A 22,481-nucleotide genomic window follows, 5' to 3' on the forward strand; every position below is an offset into this window, starting at 1 on the left:
CCGTTCGCCACTCGATTGAGGAAGCAAGCTCCCTCTCTCTCGTTCGACTTGCATGTGTTAGGCGCGCCGCCAGCGTTCGTCCTGAGCCAGGATCAAACTCTTTATAAATGATATTTATCACTTAAAAGTGTTAAATCTTCTTCGCTCAGCACGCAATCGCTTGCGTCCTGTGTGAATTACTTTGTTTGGAATTGTTTAACGTGTTTTTCCAACACAAAAATAGGTTCCGTTACAAGTTTTTCGATATTGTTCAATTTTCAAGGTCCTGTGCGCCTCAACCTTAGCGGCTGACGACTTGATTATTTTACCACAGAAGTGTTTTTTTGTCAAGTACTTTTTTCAGAAGCTTTTCGATCTTTTCGAACTTGTGGCTCGTTTTTCAACGCATCCATATTGGTTCTTTCGCTTTGCTTCTGCCGCTTTCAGAAGTCATTCTTTCCGGCGGCCCTTGGCGCTCAAGTATAATACCACATCCCCAGCCTTCTGTCAACACTTTTTGACATCTTTTTTCCAAATTCTTTGCAGGGGATAAAATTCCTCTGTTCTCCCTATAAACAATGCTTGCTCCTTTCTTGACAAGGCGGCAGGCAGAACGTATCATGGAGTCATCCCGTATCCTGTATGAGATAGCTATACTTTAATATAAAGGAGAAGCGCCATGTCCTGTGTTCCTGTCCGCGGCTGCCGTATCGGCGAAGGCCGCCCCAAAGTCATTCTGCCCATCGTAGAACGCACCGAGGCTGCGATCCTGGAAAAGGCCGCTGCGTTTTCCACACTGTGCGCCGATTGTGTGGAATGGCGTGTCGATCTGTTTGAAGCAGCCGCCGACCCCGGGGCAGTGGTGCGCTGCCTGGCAAAGCTGCGGGTCCTCTTAAGGGAGAAGCTGCTGCTTGTGACCCTGCGCACAAAGGAAGAGGGCGGCAGCATACCGGTCAGCCATGAGGGATACCTCCGTTTTCTCCGCACGGTTCTGGATACCGATTGCGCTGACCTCATTGATATTGAGTTCTTCACCGCAGGCACAGACCTTCCCGCACTGGTTCAGGACGCGCACACCGCCGGGGTCAAAGTCGTGTGCTCCAGCCACGACTTCCATAAGACCCCGCCCAAGGCCGAGATGGTCTCCCGGATGGTGGCCATGCAGCAGGCGGGGGCCGACCTGCCCAAGCTGGCCGTGATGCCCCAGAGCCGTGCCGATGTGCTGGAGCTGCTGGCCGCCACCGCCGAGATGACCGACCACCACCCCGAAACGCCCGTCATCACCATGAGCATGGGCGCACTGGGAGCCGTGAGCCGCCTTTGCGGCGAGGCCTTTGGCTCTGCCATGACCTTTGCCAATCCCGGCACGGCCAGCGCCCCCGGTCAGGTGGGGCTGGATGTGGTCAACGCTGTGCTGGACAGCCTGCGGCTCAGCTGATCTATCAATACACAGCGCCCCCGGAGAGCGATTTGCCTTCCGGGGGCGCTTTCTGTTTTATTCTGCTTTTATTTCCCGCGCGATCTTCTGAAAGCAGAAGTATGGGATCACGGTTCCGGCCACAAAGGAGGCGGGCCAGCCAAGCCAGACCACATCCAGATTCTGCATTCCCCATGCGCCCACAGCCACCACCGCAATTTTTGTAATGAGCTGCATCACGCCGCCCATCAGTGCCTGATTCGCCTTGTCAACGCCGCGGAGCACCTGCTGATACACCTGCATCACACCGGCCAGGATCCCCGGCACCGCCGTGATCAGCAGAAACCGCTGCACCACAGTCAGGATCTCCGCAGACGGCTCTGCGAGGAACAGCCCCGCCATCTGGCGGCCGCAGAGCAGCAGAAACGCTCCCAGCACGGTGCTAACCACCAGAGACAGCTGCAGGGAGGCCCGTACCCCTTGCCGGATGCGCTGCGGCTTGCCGGCTCCGTGGTTCTGGGAGGCATAGACGCTGAGGGAAGAACCGATGGTCTCCACCGGCATCAGGGCCAGCGTTCCGATGCGGCTGGCGGCAGTGTAGGCCGCCATAGTGGCCTCGCCGAACAGATTGACGGCACTCTGTGCCACCAGATTGCCCAGATTGTTGAAGGCAGACTGCACCGCAATGGGAATGGCCAGCACCGTGATCTGCCGCAGCAGCTTTCCATGGAGCCGGAGGTCCTGCCGCCGCATCCGCATCATAGGATATTTGCGGAACAGCAGCACCGCCGCCACCACCGCCGACAGGGCCTGCGCCAGTGCCGTGGCCCAGGCAGACCCGGCCACTCCCCAGCGGAACACAGCCACAAACAGCACGTCCAGGCCAATATTGCTCAGAACGGAGACGATCAGGCAGTACAGCGCTGTCTGGCTGTCTCCCAAGCCCCGGAATGCACTGGAAAACAAATAATACATCAAGGGGCAGATCATGGTGATGAAACTGATCTCCAGATAGGCAGTGGCTTCCTGCAGGGGGCCCTCCGGGGTCCCCATCCACCGCAGGATGGTACCGGAGAAGGTCAGGCCCATCACCATCATCCCTGCCGACAGGAACAGCCCCAGATACAGGCTGTTTACAAAAGCCCTCCGCATCAGTTCCTCGTTCTTCTGGCCAAAGTACCGGCTGATGATGATCCCCACGCCCACATTGATGCCGATCATCAGAGCTGCCAGCAGCAGGATCACCGGCATGGTGCTGCCCACCGCCGCAAGGGCAGTCTGCCCGAGATACCGCCCCACCACGATGCTGTCGGTGATGGAGTAGACCTGATTCAGCAGGTTGCCCATCAATGTAGGAAAGGTAAAGGCCCACAGCAGGGAGATCGGCTTTCCCTCTGTCATATCCAGATTTTTCTTCATGCACATCCTCCTTTGCATCAAAAAAGCTCCTTCAGAATGCCCGCAAGCACGCAACCCCGGTTTCAGGGGGGTCCCTGTTTGCAGCACTCCAAAGGAGCCTTTGTTGATTTGATTTTTCTGATACCAGTGTACCACAGCGGCGCTGATTTGTCCAGCGCTCCGGGGTCAGTGGACAGAGGTGCGGACGAGGGCGCGCTTGAGGCGGGCCTGGGCCAGCTCATATTCGCGCTCATCCAGGTCCTTCCGGGCCAGGATCTCTTCGGCGCGCTTCTTGGAGGCCTCTGCGCGGGCCTGGTCGATCTCCTCGGCCCACTCCCAGGTGGTAGCGACCAGATGGACATCCCCGTTCAGCACGGTGAGCATCCCGCCCATGCAGGCGGCGCGGCGGCGCTGGCCGTCCGCGTCCACGATATGGGCTTCGCCCATACCCAGCGCGGTGCAGTAATCACCATGCTTTGCCAGAATGGCAAGGTCGCCGTCGATGGCACGGCAGACCACCCGTTCCGCCTGACCGTCAAAGGCACAGCCGTCCGGCGTGACCACCGTCAGATGAAAGGTCGTCATGGTTTACCCTTTCTTCGCCTTGGCGAACACATCGTCGATGGTGCCCGCGAACAGGAAGGCGCTCTCGGGCAGGTCATCGCACTCGCCGTTCAGGATCATCCTGAAGCCGCGCAGGGTCTCCTTCAGCGGCACATACTGACCGGGCATACCGGTGAACTGCTCCGCAACATGGAAGCTCTGGCTCAGGAAGCGCTGCACCTTGCGGGCGCGGCTGACGGTCAGCTTGTCCTCTTCGCTCAGTTCGTCCATGCCCATGATGGCAATGATATCCTGCAGCTCCTTGTAGCGCTGCAGCACCTTCTGAACATCGCGGGCGATCTCGTAGTGCTCCTGACCCACGACCTCGGGGCTGAGGATGCGGCTGGTGGAATCCAGCGGGTCCACAGCGGGGTAGATGCCCTGAGATGCAATGTCACGGCTCAGGACCGTGGTGGCATCCAGATGGGTGAAGGTGGTGGCAGGGGCCGGGTCGGTCAGGTCGTCGGCGGGAACGTAGACAGCCTGCACCGAGGTGATGGAACCCTTGCGGGTGGAGGTGATGCGCTCCTGCAGAGCGCCCATCTCAGTGGCCAGGGTGGGCTGGTAACCCACGGCAGAGGGCATACGGCCCAGCAGAGCCGAGACCTCAGAGCCTGCCTGCGTGAAACGGAAGATGTTGTCGATGAAGAGCAGCACGTCCTGATTCTTGACATCGCGGAAGTACTCCGCCATGGTCAGGCCGGACAGGGCCACGCGCATACGGGCTCCGGGAGGCTCGTTCATCTGGCCGTAGACCAGAGCGGTCTTGTTGATAACGCCGCTCTCGGTCATTTCACCGTACAGGTCGTTGCCCTCGCGGGTGCGCTCGCCAACGCCGGTGAACACCGAGTAGCCGTTATGCTCGGTGGCAATGTTATAGATCAGCTCCTGGATCAGGACGGTCTTGCCGACACCGGCACCGCCGAACAGACCGATCTTGCCGCCCTTTGCGTAGGGGCAGATCAGGTCAACGACCTTGATGCCGGTCTCCAGGATCTCTGTGGTGGACTGCTGCTCCTCATAGCTGGGGGCAGGGCGGTGGATGGGCCAGTAGGCCTCCGGGGTGGGGGCAGGCTTATTGTCCACCGGCTCACCCAGCAGGTTGAACACGCGGCCCAGGCACTGGTCACCCACAGGCACCCGGATGGACTCGCCGGTGTCCACGGCATCCGTGCCGCGCACCAGGCCATCGGTGCTGCTCATGGCAATGCAGCGGGCCACATTGTCGCCGGTGAGCTGAGCGACCTCCACCACCAGCTTCTGGCCATGGTTGTCGATCTCAATGGCGTTGAGCAGGTCCGGCAGCTCGCCATCCTTGAACTGGATGTCCAGCACCGGGCCGATGACCTGGATCACCTTGCCGATGTGTTTTTCGGACATAGGCTACAACTCCTTTTTTAGATTTCTGCGCCTGCCACGATCTCGGTGATCTCCTGCGTGATGGCAGCCTGACGGGCGCGGTTGTAATACAGATTCAGATGGTCGATCATTTCGCCCGCGTTCTTGGTGGCGGCATCCATGGCGGTGCGGCGGGCGGCCAGCTCACTGGCCACGCTCTCGCACACGGCACCATAAACGATACCGGCCACATACTCGGGAATGATGGCGCGGAACACTTCCTCGCTGCTGGGCTTGTACAGGATCTGACTGCGGCGGGCAGCGGCCTTCTGCTCCTCGGTGGGCTCAATGGTCAGGGGCAGCACCTCCATGGTGACAGCGGTCTGGATCATCATCGAGTCGAACCGGGTGTAGCAGAGCTTCACTGCGTCGTAATCCCCCTTCAGGTAGCCCTCGGTGATCTTCCGGGAGAGGGCAAAGCACTCACCCACCGAGACATCCGCCGCCAGCAGCACCTCTTCGGTGAACAGGTCGGCCCCGTGGTGGGCAAAGTACTCCTGACTTCTTTTGCCAATGGGCAGCACCGTGACCGGGCCCTGCTGGGCCTCCGCCTGCTTGAGCACGTTGGAGTTATATCCACCGGCCAGGCCGCGGTCGCCTGCAATGACGACCAGCAGGGTGCGTTTGATCTCTGCCCGGCGCAGGTAGGGGCTGCGGGCCCGGGGGTCTGCAGCCGCAATGCCGGTCAGCGTGTCGTGCAGCGTTTCAAAGTAGGGGCGGCTGTGTTCCACCCGCTCCTTGGCACGGCGCATTTTGGAGGAAGCCACCAGCTCCATGGCCTTGGTGATCTGCATGGTACTCTCTACGCTTTTGATGCGCAGCTTGATGTCCTTCATGGAACCTGCCATGCGTTACGCCTCCTTCCCTCAGTGCGCCTTGACGAAGCTCTCGGTGTAAGCGGACAGAACGCCCTTGAGTGCTTCCTCGGTGTCCTTGTCCAGATTGCCGGTGGTGCGGATGGTCTCCATCACAGCGGCACCGGCGGCATCATTCTCGAGATATTCGTACAGGCCCTTTTCGTATTCGGCCACATCAGCCACCTTGACCTTGACCAGAAGATCATGGATGGTGGCATACAGGATCGCCACCTGCTTTTCCACGGGCACGGGAGCCGAGCGGTTCTGCTTGAGCACTTCCACGATGCGCTCGCCCTGTGCCAGACGGGCCTTGGTGTCCGCGTCCAGATCGGAACCGAACTGGGCAAAGGACTGCAGCTCGCGGTACTGGGAGTAGATCAGCTTCAGGGTGCCAGCCACCTTCTTCATGGCCTTGATCTGGGCGTTGCCGCCAACACGGGACACCGAAATGCCGGGGTTGACAGCGGGCATAACGCCCGAGTGGAACAGCTCCGTTTCCAGGAAGATCTGACCATCGGTGATGGAGATGACGTTGGTGGGGATGTAGGCCGAAACGTCACCCGCCTGGGTCTCGATGATGGGCAGAGCCGTCAGGCTGCCGCCGCCCAGCTCATTGGAGAGCTTGGCCGCGCGCTCCAGCAGACGGGAGTGCAGGTAGAAAACATCGCCGGGGTAAGCCTCACGTCCCGGGGGACGGCGGATCAGCAGCGAGAGGGCACGGTAGGCCACCGCGTGCTTGGAAAGGTCATCATAGATGATGAGAACATGCTTGCCCTGGTGCATGAAATATTCGCCCATGGCACAGCCGGAGTAGGGGGCGATATACTGCAGGGGGGACAGCTCGGAGGCCGTGGCGGACACCACGATGGTGTAGCTCATGGCACCGGCCTCGGTCAGGCTCTGCACCAGGTTTGCCACGGTGGAGCGCTTCTGACCGATGGCGACATAGATGCAGATGACATCCTTGCCCTTCTGGTTGATGATGGTATCCGATGCAATGGTGGTCTTGCCGGTCTGGCGGTCGCCGATGATCAGCTCACGCTGGCCGCGGCCGATGGGGATCATGGAGTCGATGGCCTTGATGCCGGTCTGCAGGGGTTCCTTGACCGGCTGGCGGTCGATGATGCCGGGGGCCGGGCTCTCGATGGCCCGGAACTCGGTGGTCTCAATGGGGCCTGCGCCGTCGATGGGCTGGCCCAGTGCATTGACCACGCGGCCGATCATCGCCTCGCCCACGGGCACGGAAACGACCTTGCCGGTGCACTTGACGGTGCTGCCTTCCTTGATGCCGACATCGGAGCCCAGCAGAACGATGGAGACCGTGTTTTCCTCCAGGTTCTGGGCCATACCGTATTCGCCGTTGTCAAACTGAAGCAGCTCACCTGCCATGCACTTTTCCAGGCCGCTGGCCCGGGCGATGCCGTCGCCTACCATGATGACCGTGCCGACTTCGCTCTGCTCGATGACATTCTCGTAGTGCTTGATCTGGGCACGGATGATCTTGGAGATCTCTTCAGGTTTCAGTTGCATTGTCTTGTATTCACCACTCAATTCTTAAAATCTTTCGGGTGGAAATTCGATGGATCACAGTGTCACGGACGCGATATCCCTGCGCAGCGCCGCCAGACGGTTCTGAACCGTTCCGTCCAGCTCGGTGCCCTCGATATCCAGCCGGATGCCGCCCAGCACAGCCGGATCGACCTTTGTTTTCAGGTCGATGGTCTTGCCGGTGAGCTTCTCCAGCTTTTCGTGCAGGCTCTTCACCTGCTGCTCCGTCATTGCCACTGCAGTGGTTGCCGCTGCTTCCAGAATACCGTGTGCCTGATTGTAGCGCACCCGGTAGGCCCGGGCGCAGCCGGGCAGCTCCCGCAGGGTGCCCTTCTCGCACAGGATCTTCAAAAAGTTCAGCACATAGAGGTGGACCCGATCCCGCAGCGCTTCGTCCAGCAGGCCGCAGCGCTCCTTTTTGGGGATGCTGGGGGTGCTGAGCAGATGCAGGTACTCCGGGCTTGCCTTAAAAAGCGCCACGGCCTCGTCCAGCTCGCCCAGAATGCGGGTCTCCAGCCCTTCCTCCGCTGCCAGGTCATACAGGCTTCCGCCGTACATCCTTGCTGTCTCGGTCATGATGCTTCACCCACGTTTTTGATAAATTCGTCGATCAGGTCCTTGTGGTCGGCTTCCTTGATCTCACGCTCGACCACCTTGGAGGCGATCTCCATGGCCATGCCGCCGATCTCGTCCTTTGCCTCGTTCACGGCCTTCTTGCGCTCCTGCGCAATGTCGGCCTCCGCCTTCTGCTTCAGGGCAGCGGCCTGTGCACGGGCCTCGTCCACGATCTCTTCACCGCGGGCGGTGGCCGTTTTCTGGGCACGGGCAACGATCTGGTTGGCCTCGGCGCGGGCATTCTGCAGGTTCTGCTCGTACTCCGCTTTCATGGCCTCAGCCTCGGTGCGCAGCTTTGCAGCATCGGCGATCTGGCTGTCCGCCTTGGCCTTGCGCTCGGCGATCACCTTTTTGACCGGATTCAGCAGGAACTTTTTGAAGATGAGCAGCTGGATCATCAGGTTGCAGATCTGGGCCAGAAAGGTCCAGCCGTCCAGCGTGATCAACGCCTGGTACAGTTCCATAAGCGTCTCCTTTCGTTCTTTTGTAAAAGGTTCCGCTTATGCCAGGAACTTCATAAACATGCCGGGTGCCAGGAAGATCAGCAACAGGCCGGTAACAAAGCCGTAAATACCGGTGGTCTCGGAAAGTGCAACGCCCAGGATCAGGGTGCTGGTCACGTCGCTCTTGCACTCAGGCTGGCGGCCCACGGCCTCACAGGCAGCGGCGGCAGCGTTGCCTTCGCCGATACCGGGGCCGATACCTGCGATCAGTGCGCAGCCTGCGCCGATGCCGCAGCCTGCCAGGGCGATACCACGAGCAAGGTACTGAAAGTCAGTCATAAGTTTTGTCCTCCAAAAAAGTTTTTGTTTTGGGAGATGCCGTTGTGAGGGCTTAGTCCTCACCGGCAGCACGTTTGATGAAAATTGCGGTCAGGGTACAGAAGATGAACGCCTGAATGCAGCCGCCGAACCAGTCGAAATACAGGCCCGTAAAGGCCGGGATGCCGATCTGGAACAGCTGGATCTGGCTCAGGAAGCCGGGCAGCCAGCCAAAGATGACATGGCTCAGGCTTGCCAGCGCCCAGTACAGCAGTGTGGAAATGACAGTACCGGACAGGATGTTGCCAAAGTGACGGAACGCCATGCTGACGGGGGTCGAGATCTCCGACAGCACATTGATGGGTGCCATGATGAAGATCGGGTCCAGCAGGCCCTTCAGATAGGAAAGGATGCCGTTGGTCTTGATCTTGTAATACATGATCAGCACAAACACCACAATGGCCCACGCAGCCTCGGTGTTCAGGTCGGCCGTGGGGCTCCACAGGCCAATGACACTGATGAGGTTGCAGCCGATGCTCAGAGCGAAGATCGAGCCGATCAGGGGGATATACTTGTCAAAGTGATACCCCATATTGTCGTGCACGAACTGATCCAGCCGCTCCACGATGAACTCGGCCGCGGCCTGCCGCTTTGAGACATTTTCCAGCTTGAGGTTGCTGCCCAGCCAGATGGCCAGGCCCGAAAGCAGCGCCATGACGATCCAGGTAGTGACTAGGGTCTGGGTGATCTTGAGATCGCCCAGCAGGGGGATATCGGTATGGATGGTATACAGGATCTTTGCGCCGTTCAGTTCCATTTGTTACGTTTCACCCCCTTTGTCACGGGGCTCAGCCTCCGGCTCCGGGGCGGGTTCGGGGTCGTCCTCCACAGAGACATCCACCGAGGGCCCGGCCGGTGCAAGGGGCTTGTACTTGCCGGTTATTTGCAGGTAGTAGATCGTAACACGCGGGAACAGCAAGGGCAGAACGCTGGCAAAGGGCTGGAAGCAGGGTGCCCCGATGGACACGATGATCCACACCGCCTGCAAAAGCATTCTGACGTTGTAGGAAGCTTGTAATGTGGCTTTGCGCCGTTTCTCATCCTGCTCGTCGATGACCTTCTGACACACGATGCAGATGCCCGCAAAGTTGCCGATGGCCACGGCCGCGCCGATGAGACTGCCCAGAACGACAGTGTAATCAAATTTCACCCAGCCAACCAGGTGCAGCGCCGCAAAGGCCACCCACAGGGCAGCGGTGCAGATGGCCGTGCCGCAGGCGATGCGCGTCAGCTCCTTTTTGGATTCCGGCTGTAGTTTCATAAAGGGGAACCTCCTGTGATGTTTACTGATGTGAGTTGAACCCCACCCGCTTCGGTTTTTCCTTTTTGGCGCGGTCCAGGTGTTCCTTGGCAAAATACCAGAAGTTCTGCGCCCCGGAGGCAAGGCCCAGCAGGATGGCCGGCAGGAACACCCATTCCGGCCAGCTCCAGCTGTTCACCGCCCACCAGGCTCCGCCCAGGCACATGACCAGCGGCAGCAGCATATTCAGGCCCAGCTGGGTCAGCCAGACAAGATCTTCCAGCGCCTTGTACCAGCCCTTCATGCGGTGTCGCCCTCCCTCTGTGCGCAGGCCCGAAACAGCAGCCCGCCGCACCCTTTCGCAATGGTTTCGCTCCGGTTAAGAAGCTCATATGGATAGTATAATTCAATTCACTGAACTTTTCAATCAATTTTCCACCGATTTTTGGTAAAACTTCATAGTTCGTTCACACTAACGCCATAATTGTACGTCCACGGTGGAGTATGTCCGTCTCCGGCAGCATCGATACCAAAAATATGATAGGTTTCTTGTGCAAAACACAAAAAACCGCCCAGCTCATTTGAGAGCCGGGCGGCGGTTATCCTGGAAGTGCGGGGGTCAGCTGTCCTTGCGCTTGATCCACACCTGCGTGCCGTAGAAGGGATTGGCAGTGCCAAGGCACAGGCCCTGGTCGGTGGTGGCGAATGCCCGCAGACCATGGTTATAGGGGTCTCCAAAACCGTCCACGGTGATGGTCTGGAAGTTCACGCCGTCCTCCGAAACATACAGGTCAAAGCCCTGCTTTGCCTTGCGCATGTAGTTGAGCAGCCGGATGGCACTGGCGATGTTGCTAACCGTGATGTTCTTGAACACGAATTTGTAGGAAAACTTGATGGTCTGGGCCAGCGTGTCGGGGTTCCCGTTGCCGTCGGGGTCCGTCGCCTGCAGTGCCTTCATCAGGGTCTTGAGATATTCCCACTGGGTCTTCCACTGCGCAGGGGTGCGCGTTAGCAGGTTGCCATTGACGAACTGACCAACGCACTCCAGCATACTGCTGGTGTCAAAGGTGCCCACATACAGCTTGCCATCGTACACCTGCATCCGCCAGATGTACTGGTTCTCGTTGCGCCCAAAGCCGGACCCCAGCCCGGACAGGCTGCCGGAGGGGAACATCTTGGTGGCATTGCCCACCACAAGCTCCATGTTCTCGTCCCTGTCCATGCGGTACAGGTTCACCGACTGTTCCAGATTGGCGTTGATGAACCGGCAGTCCAGTCCGCCGCCAAACTGACCGTCGGCGTTCTTGCCGGTCTTGGCAAAGAGGATACGCTCCAGTGCGATCTCTTCATCGTTGTACTCACCAATATAGAGGTGGTCGTTGTACACGATCAGGTTCGCCGCACCGGAGCGGGTGCGTTCCGGGTCGATGCCGAAGGTGTAGCGGGCACCATCTTTTTCCTGATCGCCTGCCACGGGTGTCCATGTGAAGCTGCCGTCGGGGTTCTGATCGCCCCGCACCAGTGCAAAGGACTGCATGGTGTTGTCGTCCGGCATATTGTCCTCGGTGCCGGTGCAGATGGAAACATACAGGCGGCCGTTGAACTCAGCCATATCCCAGATGCTGCCGCCGTAGATGCTGTCGGCGTAGTGATAGGCGGGGTAGTTGAACAGGCTGTCGGAATCCGCGATCTGGGTAAAGCCCTTTTCCGGATCGGAGGAGATCAGCAGGGCGGCGCTGCTCTTGCCGGTGGCGGCATCCATGGTTACGTTGCTGATGACCAGCTGATCCTTGTAGACGCACATACCGCGGATGCCCACGGAGATGCCCTGCTGGTAGGCTGCGGCATAATCCTGCACACTGTTCAGACCGATATACACCGGCTTGCACTCGTCGGTGGCGGGGTCCACCTGCCAGATGCTGGGCAGAAAGCCGATGCCGCCGCCACCCACACTGCCGCAGAAGTACAGCTTGCCGTTATACTCCAATGCGTTGCGGAACAGGGGTGTGTAACCGTTGTAGGAGCCGGACATCAGCACCTTGGTCTCGCCGGTCTTGGTGTTGATCTTCACCAGCACGCCCTTGGGCCGGCCGCCATCCTCCTCGGTCAGAAAGAAGGTGCCGTTGTAAAGGGCATCAAAGGTGGCGGCAAGCACCTTGTCGTCGTATTCGTCGCCCAGACTGCTCTTCATCAGGGAGAGGGTGTTGCCGATGGCGGCATAGCAGGTGCCCACATACAGCCAGTCGCCGTAGCCGACCGCTGACCATGCGTAGTTCTGACCCCGGTCACCGGCGTTGTAGGCGGCATCCTCCGGGTCAGTCACAACCGCCACTGCACCGTCTCCCAGATAGTCCACGATGCCGTCTGCGGTTTTGACATCCTTTTCCGGGTGGGTGATCTTCTCAAACGTCTGGTCGTCCTTGCTGTAAAAGAAAGTGTTGCTTTCGTCAAGAGGTTCCAGAGTGGTCAGTTCCTGCCAGCCATCGGCCTGCCCGACCGCCTCCGTGCCTTCCGCCGACACCAGAAGCTGCACCGGCAGAGCGGACAGCATCGCTGCTGCCAGCACGCCGCTGATGACACGTTTCCAGTTCATATCGTTCTCCTTATCTACTCTGCCATTTTTTCAAAAACATGAAAGAGCTGTCAATGTTTTTCATTGTAGCACAGTCCTGTCGGAAGTGCAAAGGTGCCTTGCGGCTTTTTGCGGATGATTCTTGTAAAATATGTGTGGAAGTCCGCAAAAAAGCCGCCCGGCTCCTGCGAACCGGGCGGCAAAAGGCAAACTTATGAAAATGATTTACCAGAGGTTTGCGGTCTCGTTGTACAGGCCCTCGTAGCTCTTGGCAGAGAGGTCCCAGCTGAAATCGCATTCCATGTCGTGCTTGACGAGGTTGTTCCAGTCCTCTTTGTTGTAGTAGCGATCCTGTGCACGGCAGCAGGCATCGTACAGCTCATGGGCGCTGTAACCGGCAAAGGTAAAGCCGTTGCCCTCGCCCAGCGTGCAGTCATGGATGGAATCCCGCAGGCCGCCGGTCTCACGGACGATGGGAGGCGTGCCGTAGCGGCAGGCCACCATCTGTGCCAGGCCGCAGGGCTCACTCTTGGAAGGCATGATGAACACGTCTGCACCGGCGTAGATCTCCTGAGACAGGGCGGGCTCAAAGCCGATGTAGGTGCCCACGCGGCCCGGATGACGGGCGCACAGGTCAGAGAAGAAGGTCTCGTACTGGTTCTCGCCGCTGCCCAGAATGACCAGCTCGATGCCGCGGTCCACCAGACCGTCGGCAATGCTCTGCACCAGGTCAAAGCCCTTCATGCCGACCATGCGGCTGACCATGGCAAAGACGGGGCTGCCATCCTTGTGCAGGCCAAACTTGTCCTGCAGGGCTTCCTTGCACTTTGCCTTGCCCTCTTCAACGTTGGTCACATCGTAGTTGAAGGGGATCTTGGGGTCGGTGGCGGGGTTATTGGCCTCCATATCGATGCCGTTCAGGATGCCGCAGAGCTTATACTGCTTTTCCCGCAGCAGGGCATCCAGACCGTAGCTGAACCAGGGGTCCAGGATCTCCTGTGCGTAGGTGGGGCTGACGGTGGTGATCTTATCTGCCGTCTCAAAGGCGCCCTTCATAAAGTTGGCGCAGCCATCGTACTCCACGATGTGCTGGTCACGGCGGCCGATGCCGCAGGTATCCTCCAGGATATCGGTGCCGTACTTGCCCTGATAGGCGATGTTGTGAATGGTGAAGATGGTCTTGATCCGGTTAAACTTATCCAGATGGCGGTAGTACAGGTTCAGGTAAACGGGAACCAGTGCGGTCTGCCAGTCGTTGCAGTTGATGATATCGGGGGTGAAGTCGATGTAGAACAGGGTCTCCAGCACAGCGCGGGAGAAGAAGGCGAAGCGCTCGCCGTCATCGTAGAAGCCGTACAGGCCGCGGCGCTTGAAGTAATACTCGTTGTCCAGGAAGTAGTAGGTCACGCCGTTGACCTCAGCCTTGAACAGGCCGCAGTACTGGCTGCGCCAGCCCACGGGCACCGAGTAGTTGGTGACATACTCCAGCTTGTCGCGCATTTTCAGGTCGCCGTACAGCGGCATGATGACGCGGGCATCCACGCCGTCCTTGACCAGAGCCTTGGGCAGGGAGCCTGCCACATCGGCCAGACCGCCGGACTTGGCAAAGGGGGTCGCTTCCGAAGCGGCATACAGGATCTTCATAGTATTTCTCCTTTCCAGAAAAAAGGGCGGATACACAAAGAGCGGGCGGGGGCGCAAAGGCCCCCGCCCCTCTTTGAGAGGGGCTACCGGGGAGGGGAGCCGCCCCTGTGAAAGTTTCAGTGTATCAGGCTCAGACGGTGTGGTTCTTCTGAACATAGACCGGGAAGCTCTCGGTACCGGAGAGCTTCTTGTCGGCGGTCACACGCACGTTCTTATCGGTGACAACGCAGTCCAGCTGAGTGCCTGGTTCCACAACGGTATCCTGCATCAGGACACAGTTTCTGACCACAGCACCCTTCTTGACGCGAACGCCGCGGAACAGCACGCAGTTCTCCACGGTGCCCTCGATGACACAGCCATCGGCCAGCAGGGAATTGCTGACGGAAGAGCCGTTGACGTAGCGCACGGGGTTGTCATCACGGATCTTGGTGTAGACAGGGCTCTCCTTGGGGAACAGAGCGTTCAGGTTCTTCTCATCGATGAGCTTGAGGTTCTCATCAAAGTAGCTCTTCATGTCGCAGACATGGGCCACATAGCCGGTGTACTCCAGCGCACGGATGTTCAGGATGTTGACGTTGTGGGCCAGGATGTCACGCTCAAAGTAGATCAGGCCGCGGGAGGTCGCATCCTTGACCAGCTTGATCAGGGTCTCGCGCTCCAGAACGTAGATGTTCAGGTCCAGGTTCTGGACACCGGGGCGGTAATCGTTGAACAGCAGCTCAGTCACACGGCCATCGGCATCCACAGTCAGGGTGTAGTTGTCGTTCTTGCGGCCCTCGGGGATCTCGGTCTTCTGGTAGGCGATGGTCACATCCGCGCCGCTTGCCTGATGGGCAGCCAGCAGGGCGTTGAAATCGTAGTTGATGGCGATGTTGGCATCGCTCATCACAACGTACTTCTCCTTCTGATTCTCCAGGTAGCTCAGGATGGAGCCCAGAGCCTCCACACGGCCGGAATAGATGCGCACGCCCTTTTCTGCAAAGGGAGGCACGATGTTCAGGCCGCCGTGACGGCGGGCCATATCCCACTCACGGCCGGTGCCCAGATGATCCATCAGGGAGTGGTAGTTCTTGCGCACCACGATGGAGACATTGGAGATGCCGCAGTTTGCCATGCTGGACAGCATAAAGTCCACCATGCGGTAGCGGCCTGCAAAGGGGATCGAAGCCATGGTGCGCTCAGTCACAAGCTCCGGTACGGTGTTATCATAGCTGTTGGGGAAAATGATGCCCAACGCATTGTTGTTCTGGCTCAGCATACTTCCTCGCCCTCCTTGACGGAATCAAATACTTTGGCACCCTCTTTTACGGTAGCGCCTGCGCCAACGGTAAGGCCGGTACCCACATGTGCAATGGGGCCCTCGCCGCCGATCTTGGCACCGGCACCCACCACAACGTCCTCAGCCAGGATGCAGCGCTTGACCACGGCGCCTGCCTTGACCACAACGCCATCCATCAGGACAGCATCCTCAACGGTAGCGCCCTCTTCCACGGTAACGCCTGCGCTCAGGACAGAGTGCTGGACGCGGCCATAGATCTGGCAGCCCTCGGTGATGAGGGAATCCTGCACCACGGCGCGGGGGCCGATCTTCTGGGCGGGCAGCACGGGGTTGCGGCTGTAGATCTTCCACTTCTTGTCGAAGATATCAATGCCGGAGTTCTCGGGGTCCAGCACTTCCATGTTGGCTTCCCACAGGCTGTCGATGGTGCCCACGTCACGCCAGTAGCCGTTGAAGTGGTAAGCATACATCTTGCGGCCATCCCGCAGCAGAGCGGGGATGATGTTCATGCCAAAGTCGTTCTTGGAGTTGGGATCAGCCTCGTCCTCTTCCAGGTACTTCTTCAGCACATCCCAGTTGAAGATGTAGATGCCCATGGAAGCCAGGTTGGACTTGGGAACCGGGGGCTTCTCCTGGAACTCGGTGATCTTATCGTTCTCGTCTGCCACCATCAGGCCGAAACGGGAAGCTTCCTTCCAATCGACCTCCATGACAGCCACGGAGAACTCCGCGCCCTTTTCCTTGTGGAAGCGCAGGAAGTCGGCGTAGTCCTGCTTGCAGATCTGGTCACCGGACAGGATGATGACGTACTCGGGATCATAGCTGTCGATGAAGCTGATGTTCTGGTAGATGGCGTTTGCAGTGCCCTTGTACCAGTCGGTGCCCTTTGCCTGCTCGTAGGGGGGCAGGGTGTGCACGCCGCCGTACAGGCGGTCCAGATCCCAAGGCTGGCCGTTGCCGATGTACTCGTTCAGCTTCTGGGGCTGATACTGGGTTGCGATGCCCACAGTATCAATGTTGGAGTTGACGCAGTTGGACAGCGGGAAGTCCACGATGCGGTATTTGCCGCCGAACCCCACTGCAGGTTTTGCCGTTTTCTGTGTCAGCGCGTACAAGCGCGAGCCACGTCCGCCGGCAAGGATCATTGCCACAATTTCTTTTGCCATAGCTTTATTCTCCCCTTTTACACATTTCCGGATTTATTGGATTTGGAAATGGTTTGACTGTGTTGTGCGGATGCGCCCCCGGTCACTCCTCGGTCTTGGCGGCCTTTTTGGCGCGGGGCTTGCGGGCAGGCTTTTCGGCTGCCGCGGGGGCAGCTTCAGCGGGCTCGGCTTTGGGTTTGCGGCCCCGCTTGGCGGGTGCTGCTTCGGGTGCGGCAGCGGCTTCTGCCTTGGGCTTCCGGCCGCGCTTGGCCGGAGCCTTTTCAGGTGCAGGTTCCGCTTCTGCCTTTGCCTTGCGGGTGGAGGTCTTTTTGGGCTTTTCCTCCTTCACGGCAGGCTCAGCCTTGGCGGTCTTCGTGGTCTTGGCGGCTGTCTTCTTGGCAGCGGTCTTTTTCACGGTCCGGGCCGTCTTGGCCGGATCTGCTGCCTTGCGGGTGCGCTTGGTGGGCACCTCAAAATACAGGGTGCTCATGGGCGGCAGGGTGATGGTAATGCTCTGCTCAAAGCCATGCAGGGGCTTCTTGTGGGTGCGCACGGACTTGTTATGGACCGCGCCGGAACCGCCGAAGGCCTCGTCATCGCTGTTCAGCACTTCCTTGTATGTACCTGCCACGGGTGCGCCCAGGGCATAGCCCTCGCGCAGGACGGGGTTGAAGTTGCAGACCACCAGGATCTGCTTGCCGTTTGCGTCCTTGCGCAGGAAGGCGATCACACTCTGTTTGGAGTCATCGGGCACGATCCACTGGAAGCCCTCCCAGCTGTAATCGATCTGCCAGAAGGCGGGGTGCTCTTTATAGAAGGCGTTCAGGGTCTTGACGTAGTTCTGCAGCTCGGTGTGCTTGTCGTAGTCCAGCAGCATCCAATCCAGCTGCTTTTCCTCGTTCCACTCCGTGAACTGGCCAAACTCCTGCCCCATGAACAGCAGCTTCTTGCCGGGGTGGGCCATCATGTAGCCGAAGAAGGTGCGCAGGTTGGCAAACTTGGCATCGTACTCGCCCGGCATCTTGTTGATCAGGCTGCCCTTGCCGTGCACCACTTCGTCGTGGCTGATGGGCAGCACAAAGTTTTCGCTGAAGGCATAGAAGAAGCTGAAGGTGACCTTGTTGTGGTTGCCCGCGCGGAAGAGCGGGTCGGTCTTCATGTAGCTGAGCATGTCGTTCATCCAGCCCATGTTCCACTTGAAGTTGAAGCCCAGGCCGCCGTCGCTGGCCGGTTTGGTGACCATGGGCCATGCGGTGGACTCCTCCGCGATCATGCACTTGTGGGGGTGGCGGCCCAGAACCGTATCGTTCAGCTTGCGCAGGAAAGCAACTGCTTCCAGGTTCTCCTTGCCGCCATTCTTATTGGGCTCCCATTCGCCCGGCTTGCGGTTGTAATCCAGATACAGCATGGAGGCCACGGCATCCACGCGCAGACCATCGATGTGGTACTGCTCCAGCCAGTACAGTGCGCTGGAGATCAGGAAGCTCTGCACCTCGCTGCGGCCGAAGTCGAACACCATGGTGCCCCACTCCTTGTGCTCGCCGCGCTTGGGGTTGGGGTCCTCGTAGCAGGCTTCTCCATCAAAGTTGTACAGGCCGAAGCCATCCTTCGGGAAGTGGGCGGGCACCCAGTCCATGATGACACCGATGCCGGCCTCATGCATCTTGTCCACAAAGGCCATGAAGTCCTTGGGGGTACCGTAGCGGCTGGTGGGGGCAAAATAGCCCGTGACCTGGTAGCCCCAGCTGCCGTCGAAGGGATACTCCATCACGGGCAGAAGCTCCACATGGGTGTAGCCCATCTCCCGGATGTAGGGGATCAGCTCGTCGGCCAGCTCGGAATAGTTATAAGGAACCTTCTCGTCCTTCAGCTTCCAGCTGCCCGCGTGCATCTCGTAGATGTTCATCGGGCCGTTGATCACGTCTGCCTTTTTCTGGGCCGCCTGCCAGGCATCATCGTGCCAGGCAAAGCCGGTGATATCGTAGACCTTGCTGCCGTTGGAGGGCCGGGTCTCCGCGTGGAACGCATAGGGATCGGCCTTGTAGAGCAGGTCGCCGCCCCGGGTGGTCACACAGTATTTGTAGACATCGTATTCCTTTACGCCGGGAATGAACAGCTCCCAGACAGAATCCCCGTCCACTTTGCGCATCGGGTGGCTGCCCGGCTTCCAGCTGTTGAAATCGCCCACCACACTGATGGCGGCTGCATGGGGTGCCCAAACACGGAACACCACACCGGACTCTCCGGCGCGGGTCTCAAGGTGTGCACCAAAGTAACGGTATGCTTCGCAGTTGTTGCCCTGCTTGAACAGATAAATCGGCAGATCCGAGGGATCTTTCTGGATCTTTTCTTCCGTCGGTCTCATAAACAGCTCCTCCCCGTACAGGCCGCAGTGAGCCTATACCTTTGTACTCTCTTATATTAAAGAATTTTGTCCGATTTTTCAAGGGCTTTCCGTCAAAATCTACTATAATCTTTTCGTCAATATTTTTTCATTGTGGTCAACTTATCCAATTTTACACAAGAATTCTCGGCAAACTTTACAGAATATAGGGCAAAAAGAAAGACCCGCCTCATTTTTCCTGTAAATCCAGGAAACTGAAGCGGGTGCTTTTTCAAATTTTTCCGTGTGCTATGCGGTTCAGCCTACAACGTAAACGTTGACCTGAATGGCTCCGTTGATGACCGACTCTGCGTAGGTCTCATAGAACAGATCCACCAGGATCTGGCCCTTCTGCACCGCGATACCGGTGTCGGTGGCAACGGCATAACCGTAAACAAAGCTGCCGTCCGTGGAAGTGATGTACAGCAGCGTGCCATAGGGGATGACGCTGGGGTCAACGGCAACGGTGCCGTAGCCCAGGCCCAGGCCCGACGAGCCCTTGCCCGTGCGGGAATAATAGCCCGTGGCCTTGCCGGTGAGGACCTGGCTGTACGAGGCGGGGGCGTTGGTGGTGCCGTCCGGCCCGGTCAGAGGAGAAACGGGCGCACCGGCACCATAGGTCTTGATGACATGGTCGGTGGGCTCCACCGTGGTGGTCACATCCACCACCATGCTGTTTTCCAGCTCGCCGTCCACATACTTTTCGCGGGTGGTCACGGTCTGCTGACCCTCCGCCCCATGCTGCAGGGTGGTGGCCCGGCCGGTGTTGCGGAAGTACAGGCTGGTGTAGATATACTGGGTGTCATAGGGGATGGTCTGGGTCTCCACCTTGTCCTGGTAGTCCACCCGGTGCACCGTGATCTCACTGCCCGCAGTGACCAGCTGATCCAGCGCAGGCTCGGTGTAGTCATCTGCCTCCAGGGTGATGCCGGCGCGCTCCAGCGCTTCGGCAACAGTGCCAAAGGCCATCTTCACCGGGTACTCCTGGCCGTCGGCCTGGATGTTCACGGTGAAGGCCCGCTCAATGTTCAGGGTGGCAAGATTGCCGCTGAACGCGGTGTAGTAAACGTGGTCGCCCTCTTCGGCCTCAATGCCGGAAAGGCTCATGACGCGGGCAGGGTCAGTCTCACTGCTGACCACCAGCTGACGCGCACCATCGGAGTCGGTGACGTAGGTCAGCCGCAGATTCGCGGCGGTCACAGCCAAAGTGAACACAAGGCTCACTGCCATGACGCAGAACGCCAGCACACGGGGTGTGACCGCACGAGCGCGGTCAGACAATGCTTTTTGAAATTTGACGGAAGCGATACGAGACAACTCCTCTCTTTTCATCATTTTGGAATGCGGCGGGCTCTTCCTTTGCCCGCAAAGCGCAGGGCATTTTTCCCTGCAAAGGGCCGTCTTTTTATACGGCGTTTTACTTCCTGAGAAATAAAATTTAGACGCTCCAACGTGTGTATGATCCGTTGAGCGGGCACTATTTTAGCAGACGACGGCCCATTTGTCAAATCTGTGCGCTTCTGCTTGACAATTGTTTCACATAGTTTTTTGTGCAATCTGTACATTGTTTTCCCTGATTCAGAATGATTTCGGGCGTTTCCTTCTGAAATTTTCCCAAAAAATTGGTCGTATTCGTTCATAATTTTTTAACATTTCAAGTCTGTTTCCCGGGGAGAAATCGCCGGGCTCTTTTGCACATTCCGGCGCATCAATCATGCGTAATCCGACATTTTGCGGCACAAATTCCCCGCTGTTTTCCTGCCGGAAATAATGGGGAGTTTCTCCGCAGTTTCTGTCGAAAACCGGCTTCCAGCAAAATGCCGAAAGGTAAAAAACGCCATAAAAAAAGACCGCGCTTCCGTGCCCTGCCGCAAACCGGTACAATGGGGTCAAAAAGAAGAAAGGAAGGTTTTTATGCAGATCAAGATCACTCCCCGCACGCTGGGCGGCACCGAATTCACAGCCCAGCCCGCCCGGCTGCACCTGGGCGCACAGAACGCCGAGGGCGTGGACCGGCTGGTGTTCCAGCTGCCTGCGGAATGGGCCGGGTGCAGCGTCACCCTGCACATCCGCCACAGCGACGGCACCCTTGCCGCCCCCCTTGTGCTGGACGCAGCGCACAGCGCGCCCGTGGGCCGCAGCTTCACCGGCTGGCCCGCCGGGCAATGGATGCTGGCCGCCACCGACGGCAGCGGCTATACCGCTTACACCCGCCCGGGCCGGTACGATGTCTACGACATCCTGCCCACCGATGGCACCGAGGAGGAGCCCAGTCCCTCGGTGTACGAACAGTTCATCGCCCAGGTATCGGGGCAGGCCGATGCGGCGGTGCAGGCGGCCCAGAACAGTGCCGCCAGTGAGGCCAGTGCCGCCCGGCAGGCGCAGGCCGCTGCCGACGCTGCCGAGCGGGCATCACTGAATGGCAGCCGTGCCGCGACCTCGGCTTCCCGCGCCGAGAACGCCGCCCTGCGTGCCGAATCCTTTGCGCCCGAGGACGGCACCCTGCTCAGTGTCAACGGCAAAGGCGGCGCAGTGGTGCTGGACGCGCAAGATGTAGGCGCGCTGCCTGCCCCGGTGGCCCCGCAGGCTGGTGCCCTCCTGCGGGTGCTGTCCATCCGCAGCGATGGCAGTCTGGTGGTGGACACCGTCACTCCCGCCGCCCTCAAGACCCTGCTGGAGGCCACCTGATGTTCACGGTGCTGGATGTCTCCCGCTGGCAGGGCCGCATAGACTGGGATACCGTAAAAGCCAGCGGCAGGGTCCACGGCGTGATGCTGCGCGCACTGGGCAGCAGAAGCGGCATGCCCTACATCGACCCCATGTTTGAAACAAACTACTCTGCCTGCACCCGGCTGGGCATCCCGGTGGGGGTCTACTATTACAGCTGTGCCGTTACCGCTCCACAGCGGGATGCCGAGCTGGCCCTCCTGCACGATGCCCTCAGGGGAAAGCGGCTTCAGCTGCCTGCTGCCATCGACATGGAGGATGCCCGCCTGCGTGCCCTGACACCGGACGCGCTCTCCACCCTTGTTGCCGGGGCGGCACGGCAGCTGGAGCACTGGGGCCTGTACGCCATGGTATACACCTACACCCATTTTGCAGATACTGCCCTGCACATGGACACGCTGGCCTCCTTCGACCTCTGGCTGGCGGACTACCGGGGCAAACGCCCGGCCCGCAGGCACGGAATGTGGCAGTACACCAGCAGGGGCAGGGTACCCGGCATCTCCGGCCCCGTGGACCTGAGCCGCACCGAAAAGGATTATCCCGCCCTGCTCCACCGGGCGGGGCTCGACCGTACCATCCTATAAAAGAAAGGAGTTCCCCATGAAGAAATGCAAGATCTCTCCCGCCACGCTGGCCCGCACGGCGGCGCTGGCACTGGCGCTGACCAATCAGGTGCTCAGCGCCACCGGCCACCGTGTCCTGCCCATTGAATCGGCAGAGCTGGAGCAGCTGGTCTCCACCGGCCTGACCATTGCCACCGCACTGGTCAGCTGGTGGAAGAACAATTCCTTCACCCCGGAGGCCATCGAAGCCGATGACTTCCTCTGCCAGCTGAAGGAGCACAAATAACCAAAA

General features: G+C 59.1%; 22 protein-coding genes and 1 rRNA gene. 4 read left to right on the forward strand and 19 right to left on the reverse strand.

Annotated elements, in window-relative coordinates:
- Positions 1-108, reverse strand: a 16S ribosomal RNA gene (locus J3351_RS03440); the annotation flags it as partial.
- Between the two features lie 550 nt (positions 109-658).
- On the opposite strand from J3351_RS03440, the gene aroD reads away from it, so the two are divergent.
- Positions 659-1,417 carry a type I 3-dehydroquinate dehydratase gene (aroD, locus tag J3351_RS03445; RefSeq protein WP_207697132.1) on the forward strand — a complete coding sequence of 253 codons (759 nt, stop codon included), beginning with the start codon at positions 659-661 and terminating at the stop codon, positions 1,415-1,417.
- 57 nt (positions 1,418-1,474) lie between these two features.
- Here the strand turns inward: aroD and J3351_RS03450 are convergent, their stop codons facing one another.
- The 18 genes from J3351_RS03450 to J3351_RS03535 form a co-directional block, all read right to left on the reverse strand.
- On the reverse strand, positions 1,475-2,815 hold the full coding sequence (locus J3351_RS03450; RefSeq protein ID WP_207697133.1) for an MATE family efflux transporter: 1,341 nt from the start codon (positions 2,813-2,815) through the stop codon (positions 1,475-1,477).
- Between the two features lie 165 nt (positions 2,816-2,980).
- Positions 2,981-3,379: an ATP synthase F1 subunit epsilon gene (gene atpC / locus J3351_RS03455; RefSeq protein WP_005930258.1), complete on the reverse strand. Its 399-nt coding sequence runs from the start codon at positions 3,377-3,379 to the stop codon at positions 2,981-2,983.
- Between the two features lie 3 nt (positions 3,380-3,382).
- Positions 3,383-4,777: a F0F1 ATP synthase subunit beta gene (atpD, locus tag J3351_RS03460; RefSeq protein ID WP_005930261.1), complete on the reverse strand. Its 1,395-nt coding sequence runs from the start codon at positions 4,775-4,777 to the stop codon at positions 3,383-3,385.
- Positions 4,778-4,794: 17 nt separating this feature from the next.
- Positions 4,795-5,643 carry an ATP synthase F1 subunit gamma gene (gene atpG / locus J3351_RS03465; RefSeq protein WP_207697134.1) on the reverse strand — a complete coding sequence of 283 codons (849 nt, stop codon included), beginning with the start codon at positions 5,641-5,643 and terminating at the stop codon, positions 4,795-4,797.
- Positions 5,644-5,661: 18 nt separating this feature from the next.
- Complete coding sequence (atpA, locus tag J3351_RS03470; RefSeq protein ID WP_207697135.1) at positions 5,662-7,182, reverse strand: F0F1 ATP synthase subunit alpha; 1,521 nt, start codon at positions 7,180-7,182, stop codon at positions 5,662-5,664.
- A 54-nt stretch (positions 7,183-7,236) separates the two neighbouring features.
- Positions 7,237-7,776 (reverse strand): ATP synthase F1 subunit delta, encoded by a 540-nt coding sequence (gene atpH, locus J3351_RS03475; RefSeq protein ID WP_005930273.1) that lies wholly within the window; start codon positions 7,774-7,776, stop codon positions 7,237-7,239.
- On the reverse strand, positions 7,773-8,279 hold the full coding sequence (gene atpF / locus J3351_RS03480) for a F0F1 ATP synthase subunit B (protein WP_207697136.1): 507 nt from the start codon (positions 8,277-8,279) through the stop codon (positions 7,773-7,775). Before atpF ends, atpH begins: the two co-directional genes overlap by 4 nt.
- Positions 8,280-8,315: 36 nt before the next feature.
- Positions 8,316-8,597: an ATP synthase F0 subunit C gene (gene atpE, locus J3351_RS03485; protein ID WP_005930278.1), complete on the reverse strand. Its 282-nt coding sequence runs from the start codon at positions 8,595-8,597 to the stop codon at positions 8,316-8,318.
- Between the two features lie 52 nt (positions 8,598-8,649).
- Positions 8,650-9,393: a F0F1 ATP synthase subunit A gene (locus tag J3351_RS03490; RefSeq protein WP_097769728.1), complete on the reverse strand. Its 744-nt coding sequence runs from the start codon at positions 9,391-9,393 to the stop codon at positions 8,650-8,652.
- A 3-nt stretch (positions 9,394-9,396) separates the two neighbouring features.
- Positions 9,397-9,897 (reverse strand): ATP synthase subunit I, encoded by a 501-nt coding sequence (locus tag J3351_RS03495; RefSeq protein WP_005930284.1) that lies wholly within the window; start codon positions 9,895-9,897, stop codon positions 9,397-9,399.
- A 22-nt stretch (positions 9,898-9,919) separates the two neighbouring features.
- The gene (locus tag J3351_RS03500; protein WP_005930287.1) at positions 9,920-10,180 is read right to left on the reverse strand and encodes an AtpZ/AtpI family protein; all 261 of its coding nucleotides are present in this window, start codon (positions 10,178-10,180) and stop codon (positions 9,920-9,922) included.
- A 315-nt stretch (positions 10,181-10,495) separates the two neighbouring features.
- Positions 10,496-12,469: a hypothetical protein gene (locus J3351_RS03505; protein WP_207697137.1), complete on the reverse strand. Its 1,974-nt coding sequence runs from the start codon at positions 12,467-12,469 to the stop codon at positions 10,496-10,498.
- A 204-nt stretch (positions 12,470-12,673) separates the two neighbouring features.
- Positions 12,674-14,092 (reverse strand): glycogen synthase, encoded by a 1,419-nt coding sequence (locus tag J3351_RS03510; RefSeq protein WP_154276852.1) that lies wholly within the window; start codon positions 14,090-14,092, stop codon positions 12,674-12,676.
- 130 nt (positions 14,093-14,222) lie between these two features.
- A complete protein-coding gene (gene glgD / locus J3351_RS03515; protein ID WP_207697138.1) occupies positions 14,223-15,350 on the reverse strand; it encodes a glucose-1-phosphate adenylyltransferase subunit GlgD in 1,128 nt (375 codons plus the stop codon).
- Positions 15,344-16,537, reverse strand: coding sequence for a glucose-1-phosphate adenylyltransferase (locus J3351_RS03520; protein ID WP_097769733.1), 1,194 nt, complete (start codon positions 16,535-16,537; stop codon positions 15,344-15,346). Before J3351_RS03520 ends, glgD begins: the two co-directional genes overlap by 7 nt.
- An 82-nt stretch (positions 16,538-16,619) precedes the next feature.
- Positions 16,620-18,881: a 1,4-alpha-glucan branching protein GlgB gene (gene glgB, locus J3351_RS03525; protein WP_207697139.1), complete on the reverse strand. Its 2,262-nt coding sequence runs from the start codon at positions 18,879-18,881 to the stop codon at positions 16,620-16,622.
- A gap of 276 nt (positions 18,882-19,157) precedes the next feature.
- Complete coding sequence (locus tag J3351_RS03530; protein ID WP_242699296.1) at positions 19,158-20,216, reverse strand: 3D domain-containing protein; 1,059 nt, start codon at positions 20,214-20,216, stop codon at positions 19,158-19,160.
- Positions 20,217-20,230: 14 nt separating this feature from the next.
- Complete coding sequence (locus tag J3351_RS03535) at positions 20,231-20,539, reverse strand: hypothetical protein (protein WP_207697140.1); 309 nt, start codon at positions 20,537-20,539, stop codon at positions 20,231-20,233.
- A 274-nt stretch (positions 20,540-20,813) separates the two neighbouring features.
- On the opposite strand from J3351_RS03535, the gene J3351_RS03540 reads away from it, so the two are divergent.
- Genes J3351_RS03540 through J3351_RS03550 form a run of 3 tightly spaced genes read left to right on the forward strand, consistent with a single transcriptional unit; the run spans position 20,814 to position 22,475 of the window.
- Positions 20,814-21,587, forward strand: a complete 774-nt coding sequence (locus tag J3351_RS03540) for a hypothetical protein (RefSeq protein ID WP_207697141.1) — start codon at positions 20,814-20,816, stop codon at positions 21,585-21,587.
- A complete protein-coding gene (locus tag J3351_RS03545) occupies positions 21,587-22,210 on the forward strand; it encodes a GH25 family lysozyme (RefSeq protein WP_207697142.1) in 624 nt (207 codons plus the stop codon). Before J3351_RS03540 ends, J3351_RS03545 begins: the two co-directional genes overlap by 1 nt.
- Positions 22,211-22,226: 16 nt before the next feature.
- Positions 22,227-22,475, forward strand: coding sequence for a phage holin (locus J3351_RS03550; protein ID WP_005928396.1), 249 nt, complete (start codon positions 22,227-22,229; stop codon positions 22,473-22,475).
- The last annotated feature ends 6 nt before the right edge of the window (positions 22,476-22,481 follow it).

Origin of the sequence: Faecalibacterium sp. Marseille-Q0746, from assembly GCF_017377595.1 — a bacterium.
GTDB lineage: Bacteria > Bacillota > Clostridia > Oscillospirales > Ruminococcaceae > Faecalibacterium > Faecalibacterium duncaniae.

Bases quoted from the DNA above. Each gene is read 5' to 3' on its own strand.
- aroD (WP_207697132.1), top strand. From the start codon at position 659: ATGTCCTGTGTTCCTGTCCGCGGCTGCCGTATCGGCGAAGGCCGCCCC.
- J3351_RS03450 (WP_207697133.1), bottom strand. From the start codon at position 2,815: ATGAAGAAAAATCTGGATATGACAGAGGGAAAGCCGATCTCCCTGCTG.
- atpC (WP_005930258.1), bottom strand. From the start codon at position 3,379: ATGACGACCTTTCATCTGACGGTGGTCACGCCGGACGGCTGTGCCTTT.
- atpD (WP_005930261.1), bottom strand. From the start codon at position 4,777: ATGTCCGAAAAACACATCGGCAAGGTGATCCAGGTCATCGGCCCGGTG.
- atpG (WP_207697134.1), bottom strand. From the start codon at position 5,643: ATGGCAGGTTCCATGAAGGACATCAAGCTGCGCATCAAAAGCGTAGAG.
- atpA (WP_207697135.1), bottom strand. From the start codon at position 7,182: ATGCAACTGAAACCTGAAGAGATCTCCAAGATCATCCGTGCCCAGATC.
- atpH (WP_005930273.1), bottom strand. From the start codon at position 7,776: ATGACCGAGACAGCAAGGATGTACGGCGGAAGCCTGTATGACCTGGCA.
- atpF (WP_207697136.1), bottom strand. From the start codon at position 8,279: ATGGAACTGTACCAGGCGTTGATCACGCTGGACGGCTGGACCTTTCTG.
- atpE (WP_005930278.1), bottom strand. From the start codon at position 8,597: ATGACTGACTTTCAGTACCTTGCTCGTGGTATCGCCCTGGCAGGCTGC.
- J3351_RS03490 (WP_097769728.1), bottom strand. From the start codon at position 9,393: ATGGAACTGAACGGCGCAAAGATCCTGTATACCATCCATACCGATATC.
- J3351_RS03495 (WP_005930284.1), bottom strand. From the start codon at position 9,897: ATGAAACTACAGCCGGAATCCAAAAAGGAGCTGACGCGCATCGCCTGC.
- J3351_RS03500 (WP_005930287.1), bottom strand. From the start codon at position 10,180: ATGAAGGGCTGGTACAAGGCGCTGGAAGATCTTGTCTGGCTGACCCAG.
- J3351_RS03505 (WP_207697137.1), bottom strand. From the start codon at position 12,469: ATGAACTGGAAACGTGTCATCAGCGGCGTGCTGGCAGCAGCGATGCTG.
- J3351_RS03510 (WP_154276852.1), bottom strand. From the start codon at position 14,092: ATGAAGATCCTGTATGCCGCTTCGGAAGCGACCCCCTTTGCCAAGTCC.
- glgD (WP_207697138.1), bottom strand. From the start codon at position 15,350: ATGCTGAGCCAGAACAACAATGCGTTGGGCATCATTTTCCCCAACAGC.
- J3351_RS03520 (WP_097769733.1), bottom strand. From the start codon at position 16,537: ATGGCAAAAGAAATTGTGGCAATGATCCTTGCCGGCGGACGTGGCTCG.
- glgB (WP_207697139.1), bottom strand. From the start codon at position 18,881: ATGAGACCGACGGAAGAAAAGATCCAGAAAGATCCCTCGGATCTGCCG.
- J3351_RS03535 (WP_207697140.1), bottom strand. From the start codon at position 20,539: ATGAACGAATACGACCAATTTTTTGGGAAAATTTCAGAAGGAAACGCC.
- J3351_RS03540 (WP_207697141.1), top strand. From the start codon at position 20,814: ATGCAGATCAAGATCACTCCCCGCACGCTGGGCGGCACCGAATTCACA.
- J3351_RS03545 (WP_207697142.1), top strand. From the start codon at position 21,587: ATGTTCACGGTGCTGGATGTCTCCCGCTGGCAGGGCCGCATAGACTGG.
- J3351_RS03550 (WP_005928396.1), top strand. From the start codon at position 22,227: ATGAAGAAATGCAAGATCTCTCCCGCCACGCTGGCCCGCACGGCGGCG.